The organism is Nonomuraea muscovyensis, assembly GCF_014207745.1.
GTDB lineage: Bacteria > Actinomycetota > Actinomycetes > Streptosporangiales > Streptosporangiaceae > Nonomuraea > Nonomuraea muscovyensis.
On record NZ_JACHJB010000004.1, the window covers coordinates 598,205 to 624,036 of the forward strand.

General features: G+C 73.9%; 23 protein-coding genes. 17 read left to right on the top strand and 6 right to left on the bottom strand.

Features of this window, described 5'->3' with window-relative positions:
- Positions 1-12: 12 nt before the first annotated feature.
- The gene (locus tag FHU36_RS40510; RefSeq protein WP_221497298.1) at positions 13-1,560 is read right to left on the bottom strand and encodes an aromatic amino acid lyase; all 1,548 of its coding nucleotides are present in this window, start codon (positions 1,558-1,560) and stop codon (positions 13-15) included.
- A 183-nt stretch (positions 1,561-1,743) separates the two neighbouring features.
- Here FHU36_RS40510 and FHU36_RS40515 point away from each other — a divergent pair, with 183 nt between their 5' ends.
- From FHU36_RS40515 to hutI, 5 genes are all read left to right on the top strand, one after another.
- The gene (locus FHU36_RS40515) at positions 1,744-2,628 is read left to right on the top strand and encodes a MurR/RpiR family transcriptional regulator (protein ID WP_221497299.1); all 885 of its coding nucleotides are present in this window, start codon (positions 1,744-1,746) and stop codon (positions 2,626-2,628) included.
- Positions 2,629-2,740: 112 nt separating this feature from the next.
- Entirely contained in the window at positions 2,741-4,411 is a 1,671-nt protein-coding gene (hutU, locus tag FHU36_RS40520; protein WP_185089398.1) for a urocanate hydratase, read from the top strand.
- 272 nt (positions 4,412-4,683) lie between these two features.
- Positions 4,684-5,886 (top strand): allantoate amidohydrolase, encoded by a 1,203-nt coding sequence (locus tag FHU36_RS40525; RefSeq protein ID WP_221497387.1) that lies wholly within the window; start codon positions 4,684-4,686, stop codon positions 5,884-5,886.
- Positions 5,877-7,418 carry a formimidoylglutamate deiminase gene (locus FHU36_RS40530; RefSeq protein ID WP_185089399.1) on the top strand — a complete coding sequence of 514 codons (1,542 nt, stop codon included), beginning with the start codon at positions 5,877-5,879 and terminating at the stop codon, positions 7,416-7,418. The genes FHU36_RS40525 and FHU36_RS40530 overlap by 10 nt, the downstream gene beginning before the upstream one ends.
- Complete coding sequence (gene hutI, locus FHU36_RS40535; protein WP_185089400.1) at positions 7,411-8,592, top strand: imidazolonepropionase; 1,182 nt, start codon at positions 7,411-7,413, stop codon at positions 8,590-8,592. The genes FHU36_RS40530 and hutI overlap by 8 nt, the downstream gene beginning before the upstream one ends.
- 194 nt (positions 8,593-8,786) lie before the next feature.
- On the opposite strand, the gene FHU36_RS40540 is transcribed toward hutI, so the two are convergent.
- On the bottom strand, positions 8,787-9,593 hold the full coding sequence (locus FHU36_RS40540; protein ID WP_185089401.1) for a type IV toxin-antitoxin system AbiEi family antitoxin: 807 nt from the start codon (positions 9,591-9,593) through the stop codon (positions 8,787-8,789).
- Between the two features lie 196 nt (positions 9,594-9,789).
- Positions 9,790-10,812: a GDP-mannose 4,6-dehydratase gene (locus FHU36_RS40545; protein ID WP_185089735.1), complete on the bottom strand. Its 1,023-nt coding sequence runs from the start codon at positions 10,810-10,812 to the stop codon at positions 9,790-9,792.
- Positions 10,813-11,066: 254 nt separating this feature from the next.
- On the opposite strand from FHU36_RS40545, the gene FHU36_RS40550 reads away from it, so the two are divergent.
- The 6 genes from FHU36_RS40550 to FHU36_RS40575 all read left to right on the top strand — a co-directional run bounded on the left by FHU36_RS40550 (position 11,067) and on the right by FHU36_RS40575 (position 17,435).
- Positions 11,067-12,314, top strand: coding sequence for a glycosyltransferase family 4 protein (locus FHU36_RS40550; RefSeq protein WP_312892176.1), 1,248 nt, complete (start codon positions 11,067-11,069; stop codon positions 12,312-12,314).
- A gap of 65 nt (positions 12,315-12,379) precedes the next feature.
- Positions 12,380-13,096 carry a class I SAM-dependent methyltransferase gene (locus FHU36_RS40555; protein WP_185089402.1) on the top strand — a complete coding sequence of 239 codons (717 nt, stop codon included), beginning with the start codon at positions 12,380-12,382 and terminating at the stop codon, positions 13,094-13,096.
- The gene (locus FHU36_RS40560) at positions 13,093-14,133 is read left to right on the top strand and encodes a prenyltransferase (RefSeq protein WP_312892177.1); all 1,041 of its coding nucleotides are present in this window, start codon (positions 13,093-13,095) and stop codon (positions 14,131-14,133) included. The genes FHU36_RS40555 and FHU36_RS40560 overlap by 4 nt, the downstream gene beginning before the upstream one ends.
- A gap of 90 nt (positions 14,134-14,223) precedes the next feature.
- Positions 14,224-15,249: a DUF1702 family protein gene (locus FHU36_RS40565; protein WP_185089403.1), complete on the top strand. Its 1,026-nt coding sequence runs from the start codon at positions 14,224-14,226 to the stop codon at positions 15,247-15,249.
- A gap of 34 nt (positions 15,250-15,283) precedes the next feature.
- Positions 15,284-16,165, top strand: a complete 882-nt coding sequence (locus tag FHU36_RS40570) for an RNA polymerase sigma-70 factor (protein ID WP_185089404.1) — start codon at positions 15,284-15,286, stop codon at positions 16,163-16,165.
- Positions 16,166-16,247: 82 nt separating this feature from the next.
- Positions 16,248-17,435: an NAD(P)/FAD-dependent oxidoreductase gene (locus tag FHU36_RS40575; RefSeq protein WP_185089405.1), complete on the top strand. Its 1,188-nt coding sequence runs from the start codon at positions 16,248-16,250 to the stop codon at positions 17,433-17,435.
- Here FHU36_RS40575 and FHU36_RS40580 read toward each other — a convergent pair.
- Entirely contained in the window at positions 17,345-17,980 is a 636-nt protein-coding gene (locus tag FHU36_RS40580) for a class I SAM-dependent methyltransferase (protein WP_376774196.1), read from the bottom strand. The genes FHU36_RS40575 and FHU36_RS40580 overlap by 91 nt on opposite strands.
- A gap of 79 nt (positions 17,981-18,059) precedes the next feature.
- On the opposite strand from FHU36_RS40580, the gene FHU36_RS40585 reads away from it, so the two are divergent.
- The 3 genes from FHU36_RS40585 to FHU36_RS40595 are packed head-to-tail and all read left to right on the top strand — an operon-like array spanning position 18,060 to position 19,804.
- Positions 18,060-18,512, top strand: coding sequence for a pyridoxamine 5'-phosphate oxidase family protein (locus tag FHU36_RS40585; protein ID WP_185089406.1), 453 nt, complete (start codon positions 18,060-18,062; stop codon positions 18,510-18,512).
- Complete coding sequence (locus FHU36_RS40590; RefSeq protein ID WP_185089407.1) at positions 18,509-18,700, top strand: ferredoxin; 192 nt, start codon at positions 18,509-18,511, stop codon at positions 18,698-18,700. Before FHU36_RS40585 ends, FHU36_RS40590 begins: the two co-directional genes overlap by 4 nt.
- An 18-nt stretch (positions 18,701-18,718) precedes the next feature.
- Complete coding sequence (locus FHU36_RS40595; RefSeq protein WP_185089408.1) at positions 18,719-19,804, top strand: zinc-binding dehydrogenase; 1,086 nt, start codon at positions 18,719-18,721, stop codon at positions 19,802-19,804.
- Between the two features lie 379 nt (positions 19,805-20,183).
- On the opposite strand, the gene FHU36_RS40600 is transcribed toward FHU36_RS40595, so the two are convergent.
- Complete coding sequence (locus FHU36_RS40600; RefSeq protein ID WP_185089409.1) at positions 20,184-21,314, bottom strand: cytochrome P450 family protein; 1,131 nt, start codon at positions 21,312-21,314, stop codon at positions 20,184-20,186.
- A 197-nt stretch (positions 21,315-21,511) separates the two neighbouring features.
- Here FHU36_RS40600 and FHU36_RS40605 point away from each other — a divergent pair, with 197 nt between their 5' ends.
- On the top strand, positions 21,512-22,021 hold the full coding sequence (locus FHU36_RS40605; RefSeq protein ID WP_312892179.1) for a MarR family winged helix-turn-helix transcriptional regulator: 510 nt from the start codon (positions 21,512-21,514) through the stop codon (positions 22,019-22,021).
- 33 nt (positions 22,022-22,054) lie between these two features.
- Here the strand turns inward: FHU36_RS40605 and FHU36_RS40610 are convergent, their stop codons facing one another.
- Positions 22,055-23,245 (bottom strand): MFS transporter, encoded by a 1,191-nt coding sequence (locus tag FHU36_RS40610; protein WP_185089410.1) that lies wholly within the window; start codon positions 23,243-23,245, stop codon positions 22,055-22,057.
- A gap of 82 nt (positions 23,246-23,327) precedes the next feature.
- On the opposite strand from FHU36_RS40610, the gene FHU36_RS40615 reads away from it, so the two are divergent.
- Positions 23,328-24,206 carry a LysR family transcriptional regulator gene (locus FHU36_RS40615; protein WP_185089411.1) on the top strand — a complete coding sequence of 293 codons (879 nt, stop codon included), beginning with the start codon at positions 23,328-23,330 and terminating at the stop codon, positions 24,204-24,206.
- A 142-nt stretch (positions 24,207-24,348) separates the two neighbouring features.
- Positions 24,349-25,800 (top strand): serine hydrolase domain-containing protein, encoded by a 1,452-nt coding sequence (locus tag FHU36_RS40620; protein WP_312892180.1) that lies wholly within the window; start codon positions 24,349-24,351, stop codon positions 25,798-25,800.
- Positions 25,801-25,832: the final 32 nt, after the last annotated feature.

Consider the following 25,832-nt stretch of genomic DNA (forward strand, 5'->3'; position numbering starts at 1 on the left):
GGGCAGGGCTGGTCAGACGGTGGCGAGGGCGTCCAGCAGGGCCACCGCCCGCTCGACGTCCGCGCTCAGCGGCCGGTCCTCGGTCCGCGGGTCGAGCTGGGAGGCCACCGCGGCGAACGCCGCCCCGACGGGCGTCGCCGGGTCGGGCACCGGGCACCCGGACCTCACGGAACCGGATGCCGCAGAACCGGACGCCACGGAACCGGACGCCGCCCGGCCGGGCTTCGCGGCCTCGGCCGGGTGGGCGCGCTGCCGTACGGCGCGGACGGCGGCCACCAGCTCGCAGGCCAGCACCAGCCGGTACGACTCGGCGGCCCGCAGCGTCTGGCGGGCCGACTGCGCGGCGAAGCCCGCGTGTTCCTCCACCCCCCGCGACAGGACGGCGTGCCCGAGCGCGGCCGGCTGGGCGACGCCCCGCAGGTCGGCCAGCGCCGAGTTGGCCGAGTACTCCAGGATCATCACCCCCGACGCCGCCGGCGCCCCGTCGGCGAGGAACGGGCGCAGGCCGGTGAACGCCGGCTCCACCAGGGTCGCCAGCCGGGCCGCTGACAGCTGGGCCGACTGCAGCAGCGCCACGCGCAGGTGGTCGAGGGCGAGCGCGAGCGTCGCCTGGTGGAAACCGCCGTGATGGTGGACGGACCCGCCTCCGGCGGCGCGGATGAGAGGGTTCTCGGCCGCCGCGTTGACCTCGATCTCCAGCACCCGTTCGACCCGCGCCACCGCCTCCACGGCAGGCCCGTGGACCTGCGGGAAGCACCGGTAGCCGAACGGGTCCTGGACCCGGCCCCCCCGCCGGGGCCCGCCGAGCAGGCGGCGCATCTCGGCGGCCACCTCCGCGATCCCGGGGTGCGGCCGGCCGGCGTGCACCTCCGCGTCGTACGGCTCGCTCCCGCCGTCCACGGCGTGCAGGGACAGGGCCGCGACCACGTTCGCCGCCCGCAGCGAGGCGGCAATGCGCGCCCAGGCGAGCGCGGCCTGCCCGATGGTCAGGGCGCTGCTGCTGATGAACGCCAGCGCGTCACCCGGCTCCAGCGTGACAGGCGCGGGCGGCGCGCCCCGGCCGCCGGTCCACGGCCGCTCGCCGATGAGGGTGAGCCCGGTCTCGGCCAGCGCGGTCAGGTCGCCGGTGCCGATGGCGCCGACCTCGTGCACCCGCGGGAGGTGCCCGGACCCGAGAGCCTGGACCAGCGCCTCGGCGAAGGCCGGCTGCAGCCCCGCCCCGCCGGCGAGGATCTGGTTGGCCCGCACGGCGAGCATGGCGCGCACCTGGTCGGCGGGCACGTACGGGCCGATGCCGCCCGCGTGGCTGCGCAGCAGGCGCAGACCGTGGGTGTCGCCGTCGGCGGCGGCGACGTCCTCGGTGCGGTTGGCGCCCACTCCGGTGGTGCGCCCGTAGACGGGGCGGTGCCGCGCGATCTCCTGAGCCGCCCGATGCGCCGCTGCGGCCCGGTCCAGCCCCGAAGGGTCCGCCCGGACGGCGACCTCGCCGTGGCTGGCCAGGTCGGCGATGTCGGAGGGCCGGACCCGGACCCCGTCCAGTGTGATCGCCCGCGACGCCACCGGCCCCTCCACGTGTTGACATAACAGTATTCAGCCACGATTCTGCATGAAGATATGCATGCCGAACAAGAGGCGAGAACCGGCGGTCCGTGGGCATGACCTGGGGAGCGGGTTCGACGCGGGCCAGGGCCGGCTCTCCGGCCAGGCCGGGGCCTGGCTGCCGGAACGAGGAGGAAGCGGACGGTGAGTGATCCGATGGCCACGGGCGTGGCGGTCGCATCCGACGACGCCTCGCGGGTGGCGGCCCGCCTGCGGGAGCTGGTCGAGGGCCACCGGCTCTCGCCCTCCCAGCGGCGGATCGCCCGCTACCTCCTGGACCGCCCCGAGCAGGCGGTGTTCCTGACCAGCGTGGACATCGCCGAGGCGGTCGGCATCAGCCAGCCGTCCGTGACGCGGTTCGCCTTCGCCCTGGGGTTCACCGGCTTTCCCGAGTTCCGCGACCACCTGCGCGCCGCGCTGCGCGACGGCCAGGAACCTGCCGCCGAGCCGGCGCTCAACCCCCTGCAGGCCATGGTCAACTCCGAGATCCGCAACCTGGAGCTGCTGCGTGACAGCCTCGCCGACACGCGTCTGGCCGAGGTCGCGGCGCAGCTCGCCGCCTCCCGGCCGCTGCCTGTCGTGGGGTTGCGCGTCTCGGCGCCGCTCGCCCACCTGTTCGGCTACCTCGCCGCCAAGGCCCATCCCGACGTCCGCGTGATCGACACTCCGGGTTCGACGCTGGAGGACCGGCTGAGCCGCGCCGCCCAGGCCGGGGCGTCGTGGACGCTGGCCTTCGGGCTGCCCCGCTACCCTCGCGAGCTGCGCGAGGGCCTGATCTGGGCCCGGCGGGCCGGACTGCGGGTGGCGCTCGTCACCGACCACTCCGTCGGCGCCCTCGCCGAGCACGCCGACGTCGTCCTCACCGCGCCCGTCAGCTCGCAGTTCGCCTTCGACTCCCAGGCCGCGCCCAGCGTGCTGTGCGCCGCCCTGGTCCATTCGATGGTCTACGCGCTGCCCACCGAGGAGCAGTCCTCGATCGAGGAGTTCGAGAACAGCGCCGCCGAGCGCAGGCTGTTCCTGCCCGAATGACGGCACCACCACGACCACGCAGCCACCACCGACCACGACAACGACCACGGACAACCACCACCCACAACGAGCACCGACAACGAGCACTGACAACGCAAGGAGATCAGCAGCGATGAGCGACGACGTCCGGCGGGTGATCCGCTCCCCGCGCGGCACGGACCTGTCCTGCCAGGGCTGGCAGCAGGAGGCCGCCTACCGGATGCTGCACAACAACCTGGACCCCGAGGTCGCGGAGCATCCGGACAAGCTCGTCGTCTACGGCGGCACCGGCAAGGCGGCCCGCGACTGGCCGTCGTTCGACGCCATCGCCCGCACACTCCAGGGGCTCAAGCAGGACGAGACCCTGCTCGTGCAGTCGGGCCGCCCGGTCGGCGTGATGCGCACGCACGAGTGGGCGCCGCGCGTCCTGCTCGCCAACTCCAACCTCGTCGGCGACTGGGCCACCTGGGAGGAGTTCCGCCGGCTGGAAGCGCTCGGGCTGACGATGTACGGGCAGATGACGGCCGGCTCGTGGATCTACATCGGCACCCAGGGCATCCTGCAGGGCACCTACGAGACGTTCGCCGCCGTGGCCGCCAAGCGGTTCGGCGGCTCGCTGGCCGGCACGATCACGCTCACAGCCGGGCTCGGCGGCATGGGCGGCGCCCAGCCGCTGGCCGTCACCATGAACGACGGCGTCGCCATCTGCGTCGACTGCGACCCGTCCCGCATCTCCCGCCGCATCGAGCACCGCTACCTCGACGTGCAGGCGTCGTCGCTGGACGAAGCACTGCGGCTCGCGGTCGAGGCCCGCGACGCACGCCGCCCGCTGTCGATCGGGCTGCTCGGCAACGCCGCCGATGTGCTGCCCCGGCTGCTGGCGATGGACGCCCCCATCGACGTGGTCACCGACCAGACCTCGGCGCACGACCCGCTGGCCTACCTGCCGCTCGGCACGGCGTTCGAGGACATGCGCGACGAGGTCGCCAAGGACCCGGCCGGGTTCACGCAGCGGGCCCGCGAGTCGATGGCCAGGCACGTCGAGGCCATGGTGGGCTTCATGGACCGGGGCGCCGAGGTCTTCGACTACGGCAACTCGATCCGCGGCGAGGCCAAGCTGGCGGGCTACACCAGGGCGTTCGACTTCCCCGGGTTCGTCCCGGCGTACATCAGGCCGCTGTTCTGCGAGGGCAGGGGGCCGTTCCGCTGGGCGGCGCTGTCCGGCGACCCGCGCGACATCGCGGCCACCGACCGGGCCATCCTCGACCTGTTCCCGGAGAACGAGTCGCTGGCCCGGTGGATCAAACTGGCCGGGGAACGTGTCGCCTTCCAGGGACTGCCCGCCCGCATCTGCTGGCTCGGCTACGGCGAACGCGACAAGGCGGGCCTCAGGTTCAACGAGATGGTCGCCTCCGGCGAGCTGCGCGCCCCGATCGTCATCGGCCGGGACCACCTCGACTGCGGGTCGGTCGCCTCGCCGTACCGGGAGACCGAGGCCATGCTCGACGGCTCCGACGCGATCGCCGACTGGCCGCTGCTCAACGCCATGGTCAACGTCGCCTCCGGCGCTTCCTGGGTGTCGATCCACCACGGTGGCGGCGTCGGCATCGGCCGGTCGATCCACGCCGGTCAGGTGGCCGTGGCCGACGGCACCGAGCTGGCCGCCCAGAAGCTGGAGCGCGTCCTGACCAACGACCCCGGCATGGGCGTGATCCGGCACGTGGACGCCGGCTACGACCGGGCCGCCGAGGTGGCGGCCGAGCGCGGTGTGCCGATCCCGATGGCGGGCGGCGACTCCCGGTGACGGACCGCACCCCTGACGGGCACGCCCTCCCGGTGACGGACCACACCCCTGACGGGCACGCCCTCCCGGCCACGGACCACACCCCTGACGGGCACGCCCTCCCGGCCACGGACCACACCCCTGACGGGCACGCCCTCCCGGCCACGGACCACACCACCGACCAACACACCCCACAGACCGAGCGCACCACCACCGACCAACACACCCCACAGACCGAGCGCGCCGCCATCGACCAACACGCTCTGCAGAACGCCGAGCGGACCGCCACCGACCTGCGGCGCCGGTTCGAGCAGGTCTGGGAGGCGCTCGCCCGGGTCGGCGACGGCGGGGCCGCCGGCTACCACCGCTTCGCCTGGACGCCGGTGGACCTCGCCCTGCGCGGCTGGTTCGAGGAGCAGGCGGCGCGGCGCGGCATGACGTACGAGCGGGACCGCAACGGCAACCAGTGGGCCTGGTGGGGCCCGCCGGGGCCCGGCGCGGTGGTGACCGGCAGCCACCTGGACAGCGTGCCGGGTGGCGGCGCCTTCGACGGGCCGCTCGGCGTGGTGTCGGCGTTCCTCGCCGTGGACGAGCTGCGCGAGCGCGGCGTCACGCCGGCCCGCCCGCTGGCCGTCGTGAACTTCACCGACGAGGAGGGCGCCCGCTTCGGCGTGGCCTGCGTCGGCAGCCGCCTGCTCACCGGCGTGCTCTCCCCCGCCGACGCCCGCGAGCTGCGCGACGCCGACGGCGTGACCCTGGCCGAGGCGATGCGCGCGGCCGGCGCCGACCCCGGCGCGCTCGGCCGCGACGAGGAGGCGCTGGCGCGCATCGGCGCGTTCGTGGAGCTCCACATCGAGCAGGGCCGCGGGCTCGCCGACCTGGACGCCCCGGTCGGCGTGGCCAGCGCCATCTGGCCGCACGGCCGCTGGCGCTGCACCTTCCACGGCGAGGCCAACCACGCCGGCACCACCCGCCTGGCCGACCGGCACGACCCGATGCTGCCCTTTGCCTCCACCGTGCTCGCCGCCCGGGACTCCGCCGAACGGCTCGGCGCGCTGGCCACGTTCGGCAAGGTCCGCCTCGACCCCAACGGCACCAACGCGATCCCGTCCCGGGTGGACGCCTGGCTCGACGGGCGTGCCCCCGACGCCGAGACGGTGCGGGCCATGGTGGCCGAGATCACCGCCGCCGCCCGTACGGCGGCGGCAGGGCACGGCGTGCGCGTCGAGGTCGTCGCCGAGTCCACCACCCCGGTCGTCCGGTTCGGCGACGAGCTGCGAGACCGGATCGTGGCGGTCCTCGGCGGGGTTCCGGCCCTGCCCACCGGAGCCGGGCACGACGCGGGCATCCTGTCGGCGTCCGTCCCGAGCGCCATGATCTTCGTCCGCAACCCCACGGGGGTGAGCCACAGCCCCGCCGAACACGCCGGCGTCGACGACTGCGTCGCCGGCGTGGCGGCCCTGGCCTCGGTGCTGGAGCAACTGGCATGCCGGTGACCCGCTACTACGCCGACCACGCCTGGCTCGGCGGTGGCCGTACGGTCGCCGGGGTGATCATCGAGGTCACCGGCGACCGCATCAGCGCACTCCACCCCACCACGTCCCCTCCTCACCCCGCGCCCGACCTAACCCCCCGACCCACCTCCCAGCCCGTGTCCCGGCCTGCCTCCCACCCCACCCCCCAACCCGCGCCCGAACTCTCCGGACTGCCGGCAGCACGCCGGGGAACAACCGGCCCGCCGCCGGGCACCGTTCACCTGCGCGGCGTCACCCTGCCGGGGTTGGCCAACGCCCACTCGCACGCCTTCCACCGGGCGCTGCGCGGGCGCACCCAGCGCGAGCGCGGCACCTTCTGGACGTGGCGGGAGCAGATGTACGGCGTCGCGGCCCGCCTCACCCCGGACGGCTACCACGCCCTGGCCCGCGCGGTCTACGCCGAGATGGCCCTGGCCGGGGTGACCTGCGTGGGCGAGTTCCACTACGTGCACCACGACACCGGCGGCCGGCCGTACGCCTCCCCCAACGCCATGGGAGAGGCGCTCGTCGCGGCCGCCGCCGACGCGGGCCTGCGGATCACCCTGCTCGACACCTGCTACCTGCGGGGCGGCATCGGCGCTGCGTTGGAGGGGCCGCAACTGCGGTTCGGCGACCGTGACGCCGAGGCGTGGGCCGAGCGGGCCGCCGGGTTGCGGGGCGGCGGGCACGCCAGGATCGGCGCCGCCGTCCACTCGGTCCGCGCCGTCCCCGCCGACCAGCTCGCCACGGTCGCGGGCTGGGCTCGCGAGCGGGGCGCGCCGCTGCACTTCCACCTGTCCGAGCAGGTCGCCGAGAACGAGGCGTGCCTGGCCGAGTACGGGCGCACCCCGGCGGCGCTGCTGGCCGAGCACGGCGCGCTCGGCCCGCTCTCGTCCGCCGTGCACGCCACCCACCTCACCTCACGGGACATCGCCCTGCTCGGTGGTTCGCGCACCACCGTGTGCCTGTGCCCCACCACCGAACGCGACCTCGCCGACGGCATCGGCCCGGCCCGCTCCCTCGCCGACGCGGGCGCCCCGCTCTCGCTCGGCAGCGACAGCAACGCGATCGTGGACCTGCTGGAGGAGGCGCGTGGCGTGGAACTGGACGAACGGCTCGCCACCCGGCACCGCGGGCACTGGCTCGCGGCCGACCTGCTGCGGGCGGCCACCTCGGACGGCCACGCCTCCCTCGGCTGGCCGGAGACGGGCCGCCTGGAGGTGGGGGCCCCGGCCGACTTCGTGACCGTGGGACTCGACTCGGTCCGGATGGCCGGTGCGCCCGTGGACGCGCTGCTGGAGTCGGTGGTGTTCGGGGCGACGGCGGCGGACGTCCGGGAGGTGGTCGTCGCCGGCCGGCCCATCGTGTCGGCCGGCCACCACCTCCTGGTCGAGAACGTCCCCGCCGCCCTGTCCGCAGCCATCACCTCCCTCACCACCTCCGGACCCCCGGCCTCGGGCGCAGGACGCTCCGGTGGTACCGCTTCGATCCCGACGGGGGACGCGCATGAGTGACTCCTTCCTCATCGACAACATCGGCTCGCTCGTCACCAACGACCCCGCGCTGGGCGAGGGGATTCTCGGCCTGGTGGAGGACGCGGCACTGGTCGTCGAGGACGGCCTCGTGACCTGGGCCGGCCCGAGGTCGCGGATTCCCGAGGGGGCCGCGCGGGAGCGGTTCGACGCGGGTGGCCGGGCGGTCGTTCCGGGGTTCGTGGACAGCCACGCGCACCTGGTGTTCGCCGGTGACCGAACCCGTGAGTTCGAGGCCCGGATGTCCGGCCGGCCGTACACCGCGGGCGGCATCCGCACCACCGTCGCGGCCACCCGTGCCGCCACGGACGACGAGCTGCGCGCCAACGTCCGGCGGCTCGTCGCCGAGGCGCTGCGGTCGGGCACCACGACCGTCGAGTGCAAGTCGGGGTACGGGCTGACCGTCGAGGACGAGGCCCGGAGCCTGCGCCTGGCCGGCGAGCGGACCGACGAGGTGACCTACCTCGGCGCGCACGTGGTGCCCCCGGAGTACGCCGAGAAGCCGGACGCCTACGTCGACCTGGTGCGCGGCGAGATGCTGGACGCGTGCGCGCCGCACGCCCGGTGGATCGACGTCTTCTGCGACCGCGGGGCCTTCGACGGCGACCAGACCCGGGCCATCCTGGCCGCCGGGAAGGAACGGGGCCTCGTGCCGAGGGTGCACGCCGGTCAGCTCGGGCCCGGCCCGGGTGTGGCGATCGCCGTCGAGCTGGGCGCGGCGTCGGCCGACCACGTGACACACCTCAGCGACGCCGACGTCGAGGCGCTGGCCTCCAGTGAGACGGTGGCGACCCTGCTGCCGGGCGCGGAGTTCTCCACCCGCTCCCCGTACCCGGACGCACGCCGCCTCCTCGACGCGGGCGCCACCGTGGCCCTGGCCGCCGACTGCAACCCCGGCTCCAGCTACACCACCAACATCCCGTTCTGCATCGCCCTGGCCGTACGCGACATGAACATGACCCCGGCGGAAGCCGTCTGGGCCGCCACGATGGGCGGCGCCCGCGCGCTGCGCCGCACGGACGTGGGCCGCCTCTCCCCGGGCGCACGCGCGGACGTGGTGCTGCTGGACGCCCCCTCCCCCGTCCACCTCTCCTACCGCCCCGGCGTGCCGCTGGTCGCCCAGGTCTGGCAGAACGGCACCCCCCGACTCCCTTGACCCGTGAACGGCAGAGCCCTCGCGAGGGGCGCGCTCGGCGCGACTACGCGGGCTTCGGCGGCTGTTCGAGGACGGCCTGCCCGCGTCGTCCTGGTCGCTCACCGACCTGACGGCGGCCGGACCGGAGCCGCCCGCCTGGTCCATGACCGCATCCGACGACGGAGGCGAGATCTCGGCGGACCGCCCGGTGGCGCTCACCGGCGCCTGCGGCGGACGGCGCGGATGCGGGACAGGATGCGGGTCGTCTGGGCCGGGTCGGGTCGCCAGCCCCGGGCGATGAGGGCGTTGGCCACGTGCTCCAGCAGGGCGGCCGCCTGGCCGGGGATCACGTCCTTGCGGACGGGGATGACGTGCCACCCGCGCCGCTGCAGCTCCTCCCGGCGGGCGCCGTCGTGGCGCTGGTCGGCGGCCGAGGTGTGGTGGTCTTGGCCGTCGTATTCGACGGCCAGCCGATAGGGCTCCCAGCCCAGGTCGAGGTAGGCGGAGCGGCCTGCGGTGAGCGGCACGTGGATCTGGGTGCCGGGTCTCGGCAGCCCGCCGTCCACGAGGATGACGCGCAGCCAGCTCTCTCGTGGCGATCTCGCTCCCGGGTCGGCCAGGGACAGCAGGTCGCGCAGATGCCAGGAGGGCGCCCGGCGCCACAGCGCCTCCAGGTCCACTCCGCGCCGGGCGAACTGGTCGAGCGCGGCCACCGCCTCCAGACGCGGCAGCCATCGGGCGCAGTCGAGCGCCGTGCGCTCGGGTGTGGTGACGCGGACGCCCCGGTGCTCGGTGGCGTCCTCGGCGGGCAACGGTGCCGGGTGGGTGACGCAGCCGGGCAGCGCCAGGTGGCCGGGCGCGATCAGCTCGACGGGCCAGTCGGTCTCGGGTGTGCCCTGGCTCAGCACGTGCAGACCCCACACGTGCGCGGCCGTCTGGCGGCAGGCGACGGCCTGCGGCACCGCCCGGGTGACGTGCCGGGCGCGGTCCAGCAGGGTGACCGGGGAAAGGAGCGGGTTCACGTCGCCCAGGGTGACGCGCCGATGCGGCCACCCGGGTCACCGAACGCGGTTCTGTGGATGACTGCGGGGTATCCACAGACTGCCGGGTCACATGCCTACCGCAGGTGGTGGGAGCCGGGTGCGCACGGCGCGTCGGGTATGGAGCGCTGACCGCCGGACGCGTCCGGCCCACCCGCACGCCGGCGCGGGGGCCGGGTCACGGCCAGGAGCTGTCCTGGTCGGGGTCGCCGCCGTCGGACAGCAGCCGGACGTCCGACTCGACCATCATCGACACCAGTTCGTCGAACGACACCGTCGGCTCCCAGCCGAGCTGCATCCGGGCCTTCTTCGGGTCGGCGCACAGCAGGTCCACCTCGGCCGGCCGGTGCAGGGCCCGGTCGGTCACGACGTGGCGCTCCCAGTCGAGCCCCGCGGCCGAGAACGCCGCCTCCACCAGTTCCCTGACGGACTTCATGCGACCGGTGCCGATCACGTAGTCCTCGGGCCGGTCCGCCTGCAGCATGAGGTGCATGGCCCGCACGTAGTCGCCGGCGAACCCCCAGTCGCGCCGCGCCTCCAGATTGCCCAGGCGCAGCTCGGTGGCCAGCCCGAGCTTGATGCGGGCCACGCCGAGCGACACCTTGCGGGTGACGAACTCGGCCCCGCGCCGCGGCGACTCGTGGTTGAACAGGATGCCGGACACGGCGAACATGCCGTAGGACTCGCGGTAGTTCTGGGTGAGGAAGTGCCCGTACGCCTTGGCCACGCCGTACGGCGAGCGGGGGTGGAAGGCGGTGCTCTCCGTCTGGGGCGTCTCGCTGACCTGGCCGAACATCTCCGACGACGACGCCTGGTAGAAGCGGATCTGGCCGTTCGGCGTCCCGCCCCGCGACACGCCCGAGCAGACCCTGATGGCCTCCAGCACGCGCAGCACGCCCATGCCCGTGACCTCGGCGGTCAGCTCCGCCTGCTCCCACGACATCGGCACGAAGGAGATGGCCCCGAGGTTGTAGACCTCGTCGGGCTGCACCCGCTCGACGGCCGAGATGAGCGAGCCCTGGTCGAGCAGGTCGCCGCGGACCACCTGCACGTCGGCGAGCAGCTTGCGCATCCGCGACACGCGCGGGTTGGCCTGGCCGCGCGCCAGCCCCCACACCTCGTAGCCTTGCGCGAGGAGGTGTTCCGCCAGATAGGAACCGTCCTGGCCGGTGATGCCGGTGATCAACGCGCGCCTGGCCAACCGGTCCTCCATCTCGCTACCGCGTCCGCTTGGGAGGGAATGTACAACCCTGCCTCCCGGCCCAGCACCACGACCACCTAGAACTTGTTCTACCGAATCACGCTCGGTCACGCCAACGTCGCAGTTGGCACGGCCTACGGCGGAGGTGAGGAACAATTCTCGGCAATCTACCGGATGGTAGCCTTTCGCATTAAGGTCATCTTTCACGGTACACGCCCGTCTCGTGGGCCTACCGGGCGGAGAAAGGGGTGTCCGTGGGCGACCCAGACAACACCTTGCGGATCGCGCTGCTGTCGTACCGCAGCAAGCCGACCTGTGGAGGGCAGGGCGTCTACCTTCGCCATCTGAGCCGGGAACTCGTGGCCCTGGGCCACCACGTCGAGGTGTTCTCCGGCCCGCCGTACCCGGAGCTCGACGAGGGCGTGATCCTCAACGAGGTGCCGAGCCTCGACCTCTACCGCGACGAGGACCCGTTCCGCACCCCGAAGCTGAGCGAGTACCGCGACTGGATCGACCTGCTGGAGGTCGGCACCATGTGGACGGCCGGCTTCCCCGAGCCGCTGACGTTCACCCTGCGCGCCTACCGCGAGCTGAAGAAGCGCGTCGGCGACTTCGACGTCGTCCAGGACAACCAGACCCTCGGCTACGGCCTGCTCGGCATCCAGAAGCTGTTCCCGGTGGTCGGCACCATCCACCACCCGATCAGCGTGGACCGCCGCATCGAGCTGGAGGCGGCGACGGGCGCCAAGAGGCTCACCATGCGCCGCTGGTACGGCTTCGTGAAGATGCAGGCCAAGGTCGCCCCCCGGCTCAGCCCGATCCTCACGGTCAGCGAGTCGTCGCTGGCCGACATCCACCGCGACTTCAACGTGCCCCAGGCCAACATGCGGCTGATCCCGCTCGGCGTGGACACCCGCTACTTCCACCCGCGGCCGGACAAGCCGCGCCGCAAGGGCTCCATCGTGGCCGTGGCCAGCGCCGACTCGCCGATGAAGGGCGTCGCCACGCTGCTGCGGGCCGTGGCCAAGCTGGCCACCGAGCGCGACGTGAACCTCACCGTCGTCAGCAAGCCCACCCCCGGCGGGCCGACCGAGCAGCTCGTCCAGGAGCTGTCGCTGGGCGAGCGGGTGCGGTTCGTGCACGGCATCTCCGACGACGAACTGGGCGAGCTGATCGCCACCTCCGAGATCTCCGTCGTGCCGTCGCTGTACGAGGGGTTCTCGCTGCCGGCCGTCGAGCACATGGCGTGCGCCACCCCGCTGGTCGCCAGCCGGACGGGCGCCCTGCCGGAGGTCGTCGGCGACGCCGCGATCCAGGTCGCGCCCGGCGACCCGGAGGAGCTGGCCGCGGTGCTGCGCCGGCTGCACGACTCGCCCGAGGAGCGCGAGCGCGTGGGCCGGGCGGGCTACGACCGCGTCATGGAACGCTTCACCTGGCACGTGGTCGCCAAGCGCACCGTCGAGGCCTACCGCGAGGCCATCGCCGCCCGGCGCGGCCGCTAGCCGGCCGCCGGACGACCGCCAGAGTCCGAAGAACACCCCGCCCGACCCTCAAGGAGACCGATCAAGTGCTGACGGTGGACTTCGCCCGGCTGCCCGTCGGACCCGGCGTTCGCGTGCTCGACCTGGGCTGCGGCGGCGGCCGGCACGCCTTCGAGGTGCTGCGCCGCGGCGCCGACGTGGTCGCCTTCGACATGGACCAGGCCGAGCTGGACGGCGTGGCCGCCATGTTCACGGCGATGGACAAGGCCGGCGAGGTCCCCGCCGGCGCGAGCGGCGAGACCGTCCAGGGCACGGCGCTGGACATGCCGTTCGAGGACGGCGCCTTCGACCGGGTGATCGCGGCCGAGGTGCTGGAGCACATCCCGGACGACATGGCCGCGATGCGGGAGATCTACCGGGTGCTCAAGCCCGGCGGCACCGCCGCGGTCACGGTGCCGAGCTTCCTGCCGGAGCGGATCTGCTGGGCGCTCGACGAGGACTACCACACCGCGCCGGGCGGGCACGTGCGCATCTACACGCTGGCCGAGCTGTCGGCCAAACTCAAGTCGACCGGCTTCGTGGTCGGCCCGCACCACCACGCCCACGGCCTGCACGCGCCCTACTGGTGGATCAAGTGCGCCGTCGGCGTCAACAACGACGACCACCCGCTCGCCAAGGCCTACCACGAGCTGCTCGTGTGGGACATCATGAAGCGCCCGGCCGCCACCCGCGTCGCCGAGGCGCTGCTCAACCCGCTCATCGGCAAGAGCGTGGTGCTGTACGTCAGGAAGCCCGCGGCGTGATCGGCCGCGAGGAGGCCGTCCGCACGGCCTTGAGCATCGCGGCGATCCAGCAGGACGACGGCGGCGTGCCGTGGCCCGAGGGGCACGTCGACGCCTGGAACCACGTCGAGTGCCTGATGGCCATGACGGTCGCCGGGCTGGCCGAGCCCGTGCGGCGTGGCTACGAGTGGCTGGCCAGGCACCAGCGCGACGACGGCTCCTGGCCGATGAAGGTGGCCGGCGGCGTGGCCGTCGAGCGGGGCGGCGAGTCCAACCACGCCGCCTACGTCGCGGCCGGGCTCTGGCACCACCACCTCGTGACCGGCGACCAGGACACCACCGAACGGCACTGGCCGATGGTGAAGGCGGCCCTCGACTACGTGGTCGGGCTGCAGACCGGACGCGGTGAGATCGTCTGGGAGCGGGACGCGCGGGGCCGGGCGGCGGCGTACGCGCTGCTGACCGGCTGCTCGTCGATCCACCAGGGGCTGCGGTGCGGTGTGCTGCTGGCCGAGCACCTGGGTGACCCGCAGCCGCACTGGGAGCTGGCCGCCGACCGCCTGGCGCACGTGCTGGCGGCCCACCCGGAGGCGTTCGCCGACAAGAGCCGCTACTCGATGGACTGGTACTACCCGGTGCTCGGCGGCGCGGTGCGCGGGACGCAGGCGTTCGAGCTGCTGGAGCGCGAGTGGGCGACGTTCGTCGTGCCGGGTCTGGGGATCAGGTGCGTGTCGGACCAGCCGTGGGTGACCGGGGCGGAGACGTGCGAGCTGGTGCTGGCCCTCGACGCGCTCGGTGACCGTGAGCGCGCGGCGCGGCTGTTCGCCGACGCGCAGCACCTGCGGCACGAGGACGGCTCGTACTGGACGGGCTGGCAGTTCGCCAACGGCAGGCACTTCCCGCACGAGCGGTCCGGCTACACGGCCGCGGCCGTCGTGCTGGCCGCCGACGCGCTGCAGGGCCTGTCGGGGGGCTCGGCGGTGTTCCGCGACATCTGCGCGCCGTCCGTCTCTCCCTCCGACCCCGGCCTGTGCGGCTGCACCCCGGCCCGCGCCTGACCCGCCGCGCGCAAGCGGTTTTGCGGCTTCTTTGCCGGGGAGGGCGGAGCGGCTCCCCCGCGGGCGTCTGAGCGGTCACTAGCTTCGAGGATGGCCGTACGGGGCGTCTTCGGGGGAAGCGTGGGCGACACGGGCACATCATCGTACGTTGACCGGGTACGCCGGTCGGGTGGACCGGCCCGCGGGTGGCGCAGGCTGCTGGCGCGGGACCCGGGTGAGGCGGATCTGGCGCGGCGCAGGTTCCGCCTCGGGCCCGGCCCGGCGCAGGCGGCCTTCGAGACCGCCGAACGGGCGTACGTGTCCGGCTTCAACGCCGCGCTCACCGGCGGGCCGGACGCGATCGACGCGATCGACGCGATGCCGCCGGAGCGTCAGCCGTTCGCCTACGAGGGCACGGGGGCCGCGTGCACCGTGCTCGACCTGCTCACCCTGGCCCGGGGCCGCCGCCTGCGCGAGCTGCTCGACGGTCCCGCCGGCCGCCACTCCCACGCCGTCCATCTGGGGGCGGGCCGCGGGTACGCGCTGCTACGGCTGCGCCCGGTGCGCGGCGCCGGGCGGGCCCACCCGCTGCTGCGGTGGCTGGCCGTCGACGGGTACGGGTTCCAGCGGAGCCTCGACGGGACCGACCGGATGGTGGGCGAGCGGACCATGCCCGACCTGCTGACCCGGGCCCACTGCGCGACCTTCGACCAGGGCCTGGGGCGCCTGCTGTGGTACCACGACGGCGCCTGCCCCGACGGCGTGGCCGCCGCGATCGCCGGCTACCCGGCGGGCAGGCGGGCCGACCTGTGGAGCGGGGTGGGCTTCGCGGCCACGCACACCGGCGGGGCCGAGCCGGACGAGCTGGCGCGGCTGGCCGAGCACGCGGGGGCCGAGGGGTTCCGGGCCCACCTGGCGCAGGGGTGCGCGTTCGCCGCCGCCGCCCGCGTCCAGGCCGGACCGCTGCCCGGTCAGGTGGCGCGGGCCGTGCCGGTGCTGGCCGGGGCGACGGCCGACGAGGCGGCCTCCTGGGCGGACCGGGCACTGCTGGCGCTCGGGCACGACCCGCACACCCACGACGACTTCCTCACCTGGCAGGCCGACACCCGGCGGTCCTGGTCGCGCCGCGGCCGCTGACCGAGTGTCTCCTGCCGTCTCCTATGATCGGCCGGTGGCGACGAACCGGGACGTGACCGTCGAGTTCGAACAGCAGCGGTCGCGGCTGTTCGCGCTGGCCTACCGGCTGCTCGGCTCCGCGGGCGAGGCCGAGGACGCGGTGCAGGACGCCTACCTGCGCTGGCACGCCGCCGACCACTCCGCGATCGCCACCCCGGCCGCGTGGCTGACCAAGGTCCTGACGAACCTCTGCCTCAACCGGCTCGCCTCGGCACGGGCCCGGCGCGAGGCGTACGTGGGCATGTGGCTGCCCGAACCGGTGCCCACGGGCGACGGCGCGCTCGGCCCGATGGAGACGGCCGAGCAGCGCGAATCCGTCTCGATGGCGGTGCTGGTGATGCTGGAACGGCTGACCCCGGCCGAGCGGGGGGTGTTCGTGCTGCGCGAGGCGTTCGGCTACGGCCACCGGGAGATCGCGGAGGTCCTGGACATCACCGAGGCCGGCTCCCAGCAGCTCTACCGGCGGGCCCGCGCCCACCTCGACGCGAGACGCACCCGGTTCGAGGTGTCCGGCGAGCACGCGCACCGGGTCGCCGAGCGCTTCCTCGCCGCTGCCCGCGCCGGTGACCTCGCGGGGCTGGAGCGCCTGCTGACCGCCGACGTGGTGTCGTGGGCCGACGGTGGCGGCAGGTCCGCGGCGGCCCGCAACCCGGTCCGGGGCGCCGCCCGGGTCGCCCGCTACCTGGCCGGCCTGGCTTTCCGGCAGGAGCCTGGCACGGAGATCGTCGTCACCGAGGTCAACGGCCTGCCCGGCCTGGTGGGGAGCGCCGGCGGGCGCGTGTACGGAGTGATGGCGCTGGAGGTGACCGGCGACCGGGTCAGCGCGGTGCGCATCGTGGTGAACCCAGACAAGCTCACCCGCTTCCAGCAGGTGTGATCGAGCTCACGCCGCACCCTTGTCAGGATTCGCCGGCCTCGCCGGTTCAGGAGGTGACTCCATGACCGGAAGGGGACGTACAGTGACCCACCATATCGTGATCATCGGCGCCGGATACGCGGGCCTCATGGCGGCCAACCGGCTGACCCGCCGCCTCTCCCCCGGCCGGGCCCGGGTGACGCTGATCAACGACGGCGCGACCTTCGTGGAGCGCGTGCGGCTGCACCAGGTGGCGGCCGGACACGCCGTACCGGGGGCCGCCGTGCCCGACCTCCTGCGGGGTGCCGGGTTCGTCCAGGGCAGGGTGACCGGCATCGCGCCCGATCGTCGCGAACTGCGTCTCGGCTCCACGACCATGACCTACGACACGCTCGTGTACGCGGCGGGCAGCGTCGCCGGTCTGGAGGGGGCGGCCGAGCACGCCCTCACGGTGTCCGGCGCCGACGACACCGGCCGGCTGCGGGACCGGGTGTCGCGGCTCGGAGCCGGTGGCGTGCTCGCCGTGGTGGGCGCGGGACCGACCGGCATCGAGGTCGCCACCGAGCTGGCCGAGCGCCACCCGGGGCTGCGGGTGCGGCTGCTGACGGGCGAGGAGCCAGGCGTCCGGTGGTCGCCCCGCGCCCGCGCGCACCTGCGACGGGTCTTCGACCGGCTGGGCGTCGAGGTGGTGACCGGGGCGAAGGTCGTCGAGGCGGACGCCTCGGGCGCCCGGTTGGCCGACGGCCGGTTCGTCTGCTCCGACGCGGTGGTGTGGACGACCGGGTTCCGGGTGCCCGCGCTGGCCCGCGAGGCGGGACTCGCCGTTGACGGCCACGGCCGCGTCCTGGTGGACGAGACCGCGCGCTCGATCTCCCATCCGGACGTCTACGCGATCGGGGACGCGGCGGCGGTGCGCGGCCCGGGCGGGCGAGAGTTGCGCATGGCGTGCGCGACCGCGCTCCCCGTCGCGGGCCAGGCGGCCGACGCGATCGTCGCCCGCCTCGGCGGGCGCGAGCCCGCTCCCCTGCGGTTCGCGTACGTGGTCCAGTGCGTGAGCCTCGGACGGCACGACGGCCTGATCCAGTTCGTCCACACCGACGACCGGCCGCGCGCGGTGACGCTGACGGGCCGGCCCGCCGCGCTGGTCAAGGAGCTCGTGGTGCGCGGCGCGTTCGGGTTCGCCCGCCGGGGGGTGTTCCCTCAGCTGCCGGGCGCCACCCGTTCGAGCACCCGCAGCGAGCCCTCGGCCGCCACCTCGGCGAACGCGCCCGAGGCCAGCGCCCGCAGGTAGACCCGGTAGGGCGCCTGCCCACCGTCGGCCGGGTCGGGGTAGATGTCGTGGAACACCAGCGCGCCGCCCGGCATCACGTGCGGCGCCCAGCCCTCGTAGTCGCGCGTCACCGGTTCCTCCGAGTGGCCGCCGTCGATGAACAGCATGGCCAGCGGCGTGTTCCACAGCCGGGCCACCCGCTCGGAACCGCCGACGACGGCGACGACCTCGTCCTCCAGCCCGGCGGCGGCGATCGTGGCGCGGAACACCGGCAGCGAGTCCATCCGGCCGGTGGCCGGGTCCACCAGAGACGGGTCGTGGTGCGGCCAGCCCGGCTGGATCTCCTCCGAGCCGCGGTGGTGGTCCACGGTGACGACCACCGAACCCGCCTGCCGGGCGGCCGCGCCCAGGTAGATGGCCGACTTGCCGCAGTACGTACCGATCTCGCAGATCGGGCCCCGCCCGCCGTAGCGGAGGGCCGTCTCGAACAGGGCGAGTCCCTCCTTCGGCGGCATGAAGCCCTTGGCGTCCTCGGCGGCGGCCAGCAGGTCGGGCGGCATCGTCATAGGCCAGACCCTAACCGAACCGAACAACATTCCGGCGACCTCTTGCCCCGGCAATCTGCAACCTGTTCTACTTGGCAGCGTGAATCAGCGCGCTCGCATCGCGATGTCCGACGACGACGTGACCGCCCTCCTCCAGGAGGCACGCAAGCTGCAGCTGGCCACCATCAACCCCGACGGCACCCCTCACCTCGTCACCATGTTCTACGGGCTGGACGAGGGCCGCGTCACCTTCTGGACGTACGCCAAGGCGCAGAAGACCCGCAACCTGGAGCGCGACCCGCGCGTGACGTGCCTCATCGAGGCCGGCGACGACTACGCCGAACTGCGCGGCATCATGGTGTACGGCACCGCCAAACGGGTGGACGAGCCCGAGCACGTCATGGCCGTCGGCATGCAGGTGGCCCGCCGGATGACCCCCGGCGTGCCCGACGACCTCCTGCTGCCCTACGTCGAGCAGACCGGGCGAAAACGCGTCGCGTTCATCGTCGAGCCCACCAAAGTGGTGTCATGGGACCACAGGAGGCTCACATGAAGATCAAAGTTGACTATCTTGTCTGCGAGGCCAACGCCGTGTGCATGGGACTCGCGCCCGAGGTGTTCGACGTGGACGACGAGGACCAGCTCCACGTCCTGCTGCCCGAACCACCGCCCGAGATGGAGGACCGCGTCCGACACGCGGTCCGATCGTGCCCCAAAGCCGCCCTCTCCCTAGAGGAATAGCCGGAGGAGGTCCCCCCTATGCGCGCCGCGCTCCTGCACGCAGTAGGCGACGACAAGCTCGACATCCGTGACGACGTCACGCTGGCGCCCGTCGGTCCCACCGACGTCCGGGTGCGCGTCAAGGCGACCGGGGTCTGCCACTCGGACCTGTCGGCCATGTCCGGCGTGCTGCCGCAGCCCGTGCCCCTCGTCCCGGGGCACGAGGGCGCCGGGGAGGTGGTGGAGGTGGGCGAGCACGTCTCCTCCCTCCGGCCCGGCGACCACGTCGTCGTCAACTGGCGTCCCGCGTGCCAGGAGTGTGACCTCTGCCTGGGCGGCCAGCCGTACCTGTGCATGAAGTTCATGATCGAGTCCTTCAGCAAGGGCAACTTCCGCTACGGCGGCGACAACACGGCCTTCGGCATGGCCGGCTGCGGCACCTGGGCCGAGGAGATCGTCATCCCGTGGCAGGGCGCGATCAAGATCGACGCCGACGTGCCGTGGGAGGCGGCGGCGCTCATCGGGTGCGGCATCACCACCGGCGTGGGCGCCGCCGTCAACACCGCCCGCGTCCGGCCCGGCTCGACCGTCGCGGTCGTCGGCTGCGGCGGCGTCGGCCTGTCGGTCATCCAGGGCGCCCGCGTCTCCGGCGCCCGGACGATCCTCGCCGTCGACCCCCTGGAGTCCAAGCACGCCCTGGCCAAGAAGGTCGGCGCCACCCACGCCGTCACCCCCGAGCAGGTCCCGGACGCCCTGAACGAGCTGACCGGCGGGGCCGGGTTCGACTACGGCTTCGAGGTGGTCGGCAAGTCCGCCACCATCCAGAGCGCCTGGCAACTCACCCGCCAGGGCGGCGACGTCGTCGTGGTCGGCGCGGGCGCGATGGACGACATGGTGTCGATCTCGGCGTTCAGCCTGCTGTTCGAGGGCAAGAACCTGCTGTCCAGCCTGTACGGCGAAGCGGACGTCCGCCACGACTTCCCGTACTTCGCCAACCTTTACAAGGCGGGCAAGCTCGACCTCGACAGCATGATCAGCGCCCGGCTCAGGCTGTCGGACCTGAACGACGCGGTGGCCGCGCTCAAGGGCGGCGAAGTCCTCCGCCAGATCATCCTCATGGACTGACCAGACCCACGCCCCCGAAAGCGCACTCGAAAGGCACGGGACCCGCTCCGCCCGAACGCCCGGGCGGAGCTCGGATCCTTACATCGCGAGCCGCCTACCACGACGAGTGGCTGGAACGCCATCGACGGTTCCGCGAGTCTCATGGACTGCGGCCGGCGCCACGGGCCGGCTCGGCGGTCGCGCGGCTGCTCGACCTCCTGCCCGCAGTGCCCCTGGTGACCGCGCGTACGGTGCAAGCGCCAACCGAACACCGCCTGGCCAGCACCCGGTGGGACACACGCGAGTCGGCGCCCAGGAGGGTCGTACCGGCCAGGCCGCGACGGTGACAGGTGCGCTCAACCTGCTCGCCGACGCGGCGCAAAGCCGGCATCCAGGCGGGTCAACCCCGCAGCCGCACCGGCAGGGCGGTCAGTCTGCCGCCCTGGATGCCGCCGAAGTCGCTCTGCCGGAGTTCGGCGTACGGCACGGCGAGACGCGCGTCCGGGAAGTGCGTCCGCAGGACCTCCACGACCACGCGCAACTCCAGTTGGGCGAGGTGCGCGCCGGTGCAGTAGTGGGGGCCCGCGCCGAAGGTGAGGTCGGGCCCGATCGATCGGGTGGGATCGGTGTTGATGCCCTGGATGTCGATGAGGATCGCGGATCGGGCGGGGATCCGCAGTCCGGCGAGGTCGATGTCGGCGGAGGTGAAGCGCCAGAGGGTGAAGGGCGCGGGCGGGTGCTCGCGCAGCGTGTCACGCACCAGTTCGTCCGCCGCGGTCCGGTCGCCGCCGAGTACGCGGGCGAGCAGGAAGCCCAGCGCGGGGTCGGTGGTGAGTTGCCCGGCGTAGATCAGGGTGAAGATCAGGTAGTGCAGGTGTGCCTCGGTGATCTCGCCGGGGACCCGGTCCCGCAGTCGGACGGCGAGGCCGTCCCGGCCCTCCTCCAGCGCGGCGGCGGCCAGGTCCGCGAAGGCCGCCATCGCCGCGCCGATCTCCTGCGGGTCGTCGCTGTGCATGCGCCGGCAGGCGGCGATGGCCTGGTCGATGCGGCCGGGCGGGACGCCGAGCACGTCGCAGACCACGGCGAGCGGGAATCGGGTGGTGAAGTCGGCCGTCAGGTCGACCGTCTGGCCGGTATCGGCGAGGGCGGTGAGCAGATCGCGGGCGAGCGTCGTGATCCGTTCGGTGTGGTCGCTCATCCGCCGGGCGGTGAAGAGCGGCGCGTGGGCCTGGCGCAGCCGGGTGTGCGCCAGACCGTCGAGGGTGGTGAGCGACGGTTGGTCGGCGGCGGTCGGTTCGAGCCCCGCGACGCGCGGGTCCCAGCCGGCCGGCGCGTAGGCGGGGTCCTTGACGATGCGGGGGTGGACGAGCACCTGGCGGGCGAGCACGTCGTCGGTGATGATCCACACCGGGCCACCGGCCGGGGCCTCGGCCCGGACGACAGGGCCGGCGGCTCGCAGGGCGGCCCGCGCGGGATGGGGATCGGCGATCCCGCGGGTGGCGGCGGCGAAGGGATCGGGCGTGGTGGTCATCGGCTCCCCTGGGAGTGGAGTGGGACGGAAGGACGCGCTGGCCGGCCTCGGCGACAGAGGGCGGGCGGGGTCGCTCGCGGGTGGTCAGGCCGTCGCCGCTGCGCTAACATTGCTGCACTGCACAGCAACTGCGCGGCGCAGCTAATGTAGCGCAAAAATCGCTGCGTCGCGCAGCAATTTGAAGGGTGGGTGTCATCGTGACGACGCCGGACCAGGACAGGCCGGCGCTGCTCGACGAGATCATCGGCGCCGCGATACCCGGCTGGGCGATCACGGTCGTGCAGCTCAACAACGTCGTGGCCACCCGGCTGGGCGTCACCGACACCGACGTGCAGTGCCTGCACGCGCTGGGCCGGCACGGCCCGGCCACACCGGGGGTCCTGGCCAAGCGCGTCAACCTCACCACCGGATCGGCCTCGCGCATGATCGACCGGCTTGTCGCCGCCGGCTGCGTCCGCCGTGTGCCCGACCCCGACGACCGCAGGCGGGTCCTCATCGAGCCGACCCAGGAGGGCCTCGACCGGGTCGGTGCCGCCTACGCCGGGCTGATCGACCGTACCCGGGACGACCTGGAGGACTTCACCGATGAAGAGCTCCGCGGCGTCCTGCGCTTCATCCGGGCAGCCGAGCGCAGCACCGCCGCCGAGATCCACCGGCTCCGGTCCGCCCCCGACGACCGCGAGCCTCGCCCGGACACCCACCCGTAGGTGCGCCGTCCGCTCACCGGGCGCCGGGGGCGCTCAGCCGGTGTCGAAGCGGCGGGCCAGGATGACGAGCAGGCCGGCGGCCAGGGCGAGGGCGGCGCCGGCGGCGATCACGGCGGGCCAGCCGGCCGTCTGCCACTGGTAAGCGGCCAGCGCCCCGAAGACCGAGCTGCCCGCGTAGTAGGCGAGCAGATAGAGCCCGGCGGCCTGGCCGGCGCCGACGCCGATCCGCTGGGCGCGGTCGGACACCCAGCCGCTCACCAGGGAGTGCGTGCCGAGGAAGGCGAACGTCAGCAGCCCGAGCCCGGCCACGATGGCGGGCAGGGCGGCGGCCAGGGTGAGCAGGACGCCCGCCAGCAGCAGGGCGACGCCCACGAGGGCGGCCGGGCCGCGTCCGCGCAGCGTGGCCAGGCGGCCGGCGGCGAGCGGGGCGGGGATGCCGACCGGGTAGGCGAGGAACGCCAGCGCCGCCGCGCCGCCCAGCAGGAAGGGGGCGGCCTCCAGGCGGAAGGCGAGCGCGTTGCACAGCCCCACGAACGCGCCCATGGTGGTGGCCCCGACCAGGCACAGCGCCATCAGGGTGGGGTCGCGGACGGTCCGTGCGGTGTTGCCGAGCAGGCTCCCCCACCGGGGCGGGGCCTTGGCGAACCGCCGTGACGGCGGCACCAGCACCCACAGGCCGGCCGCGCTGAGCAGGGTGATGCCGCCGACGGTCGCCGTGGCGCCGGTCCAGCCGCCCAGCTCGTGCAGCGGGCCGGGCAGCAGCCGGCCGGCCGCGCCGCCGAGGGCCGTCCCCATGATGTAGGTGGCGTTGGCGCGGACGTGGGCCCGCGCGGGCGTCTCCTCCCGCAGGTACGCCAGCGCGACGGCGGGCAGTCCCGCCAGCGCGACGCCCTGAAGGCCCCGCACCGCCAGCAGGCTGTGCCAGGTGGGCGCGAACGCCGCGGCGACGCCGAGCACGCCCGAGCCCACCAGCGACAGCCGCATGATCATCACCCGGCCCGCGATGTCGGACAGCGGGCCGACGACCAGCAGGGCGACGGCCATGGTGATCGTGGCGACCGACAGCACGGCCGTGGACTCCGACGCCGAGACGCCGAAGCGGCCGGCGACGGCGGGCAGCAGCGGCTGGACGTAGTAGAGGGCCAGGAAGTTGGCGAGTCCGCCGGACATCAGCCCGTACCTGATCCTGCGGGAGGCGCGGTCCGCCGCGGTGTGGTGGCTCACCTCTCGCATCCTGCCGGAGCAGCAGTGATGCACAAAATGCAGCTATTGACGAAGCTGATGCGTTCTGAGCATCATGGCCGGTGTGGACGTGCAGACCCTGCGCTGGTTCCTGTCGCTGTGCGAGACGGAGAACATGCGCGACACCGCCGCCGTTGAGGGCGTCAACCAGTCGACGCTGTCGCGCGCGCTGGCCCGGCTGGAGGCCGACCTGGGGGTGGAGCTGTTCCACCGGCACGGGCGGCGGCTGGCCGTCAACAGGTTCGGCGCGCTGCTGCGCGAGCACGCCGCCCGCGCGGTGGGCGAGCTGGACGTCGCCCGCCGGCGCGTCGAGGCGCTGGCCGACCCCGACACCGGGCTCGTCAGGCTGGGATTCCTGCACTCGGTGGGGCGCTGGCTGGTGCCGGAGGTGCTGCGCGACTACCGCGCCGTCACGCCAGGCGTCCGGCTCGAACTCCGCCAGGGCTTCGCCCGCGAGCTGTTCGCCTGGCTGCACGCGGGTGACATCGACGCCGCCCTGGTCACCCCGCCGCCGGAGGGCGACACCGCGCGCTGGCACCGGCTGCGCGAGCAGCAGCTCTGCATCGCCCTGCCGACCGACCACCCGCTCGCCGCCGTCCCGCGCCTGACGCTCCGTGACGTACGCGGGGAGCCGTTCGTGGCCTTCGCCCCCACCACGGACCTGCGGCGGGTCATCGACAAGCTCTGCCAGGACGCGGGGTTCGAGCCGGTCATCGCGTTCGAGAGCGAGGAGATCGCCACCGTGCGCGGCCTCATCGGCGCCGGTCTCGGCGTGGGCATCCTGCCGCGGCCCGCCACGATGGAGCACGACGACCCCGCCTACCGCCCGCTGGCGCCGGCCCAGGTGCGCCCCATCGGCCTGGCCTGGATCTCCCTCGCCCGGCCCACGGCGGCCGCCGCCCGCTTCATCGGCCACCTCACGCGGCACGCGGCCGCGCCGTAGGATCCATCGCCCCGGCCGACAGTGGCGGAAGGCGGAGGCGAGGGACCTGCCTTTCGTCAGGGTCCCCGCCCGACCATCGACCGATGTGGCGGCCTCGCGCGCTCCCTACATTCAGCGGCGTCCCCGCGAAATGGAGCACGTTGTGAAGACCGCCCTCATCGGCCTGGCCCTCGCCCTCGGCCTGTCCCCCGCTGTGGCGGGGGACAGGCCGGCCACCTCCGGACGGGCCGCCGAGCTCACCCCCGCCGCCGTCGACGCCTACCTCACCCGGGCCCTCGACGAGACCGGCCTGCCCGGCCTGTCCGCCGTCGTGACGCGGGGCGACCGCGTCGTGCACGCCGCCGGCTACGGCCACGACTCCGACGGCAGGCCGGTCACCGCCGACACCCCGATGCGGATCGCCTCGGTGAGCAAGTCGTTCACCGCCATGGCCGTGATGACGCTCGTGGACAAGGGGACGGTGGCACTGGACGATCCCGTGGCCGAGCACCTGCCGGAGGTGCGCCTGGCAGATCCCCGCGCCGGGCGGATCACCGTACGGCACCTGCTGAACCAGACCTCCGGCCTGTCCGACACCACCACCGACATCGGCGCGCTGGAGGACGCCACCTCGCTGCGCGACTACGTCGGCAGGCTCGGCGCCACCACGCTCAGGGCCGACCCCGGCACCCGCTGGGAGTACTGCAACGTCAACTACAACCTCGCCGCCCGGCTCGTCGAGGTGGTCAGCGGCCGGAGCTTCGGCGACTACCTGCGCGAGCGGGTCTTCGGCCCGCTCGGCATGCGCTCCAGCGCCGTCAGCGACCGGGAGGTACGGCCGGCCGACGGCTACAACTCCGTGTTCGGCCTCTGGCGGCCCCGCCCGGAGCTGCCCGCCTTCCGCGACGGCGGCGGCAGCGGCGGGGTGGTCACCACGGCCGCCGACATGGGCCGATGGCTGATCACCCAGACGGGCAACGGCCGGCGGCTGGTGCGCCCGGAGAGCCTGGCCGTCATGCACGCCCCGTCCGAGGTGCACGCCTACGGCATGGGCTGGGGCATCGACGACGAGACCAAGCGGCTCACGCACTCGGGCAACCTGTTCACCTACACCGCCGTCCAGGTCATCGTGCCCGAAACGGGGTACGGGTTCGCCGTCATGACGAACAGCGCCGCCCTGCACGACGACACCTTCGACATCGCCACCGGCCTGGCGGAGCTGAGCGAGGGCCGGACGCCGGAGGCGCCGGGCGGCGGCAGACAGCTCTTCGAGCTGGCGCTTGGGGCGGTCACGCTGGGTGCGGCGGGGCTGGGGATCCTCGGGGTGCTGCGGTCGCGCCGCTGGGCGGCCCGGCGGGCGGGCCGGCCGCGGTGGCGGGCAGGGGCACGCCTCGTGCCCGTCCTGCTGCCGGTCGGGGTGCTGGCGGCCTACCCGGACCTGCTCTCGTTCCTCATGAACGGCCGGACGGTCACCTGGGAGCAGCTCACCTACTTCCCCGCACCGATGACGATCACCGTGGCGGTCGCGGCGGCGGCGGGCGCGCTGACGACCGGGTTCCGCGTGGCCGGGCTCCTGCGCGGCCGGGGAACGCGAGAGGCCGGAGCCCGCCGGTGACGCGGCGCCGGTGGGCGTCCTCGGGCCGGCGC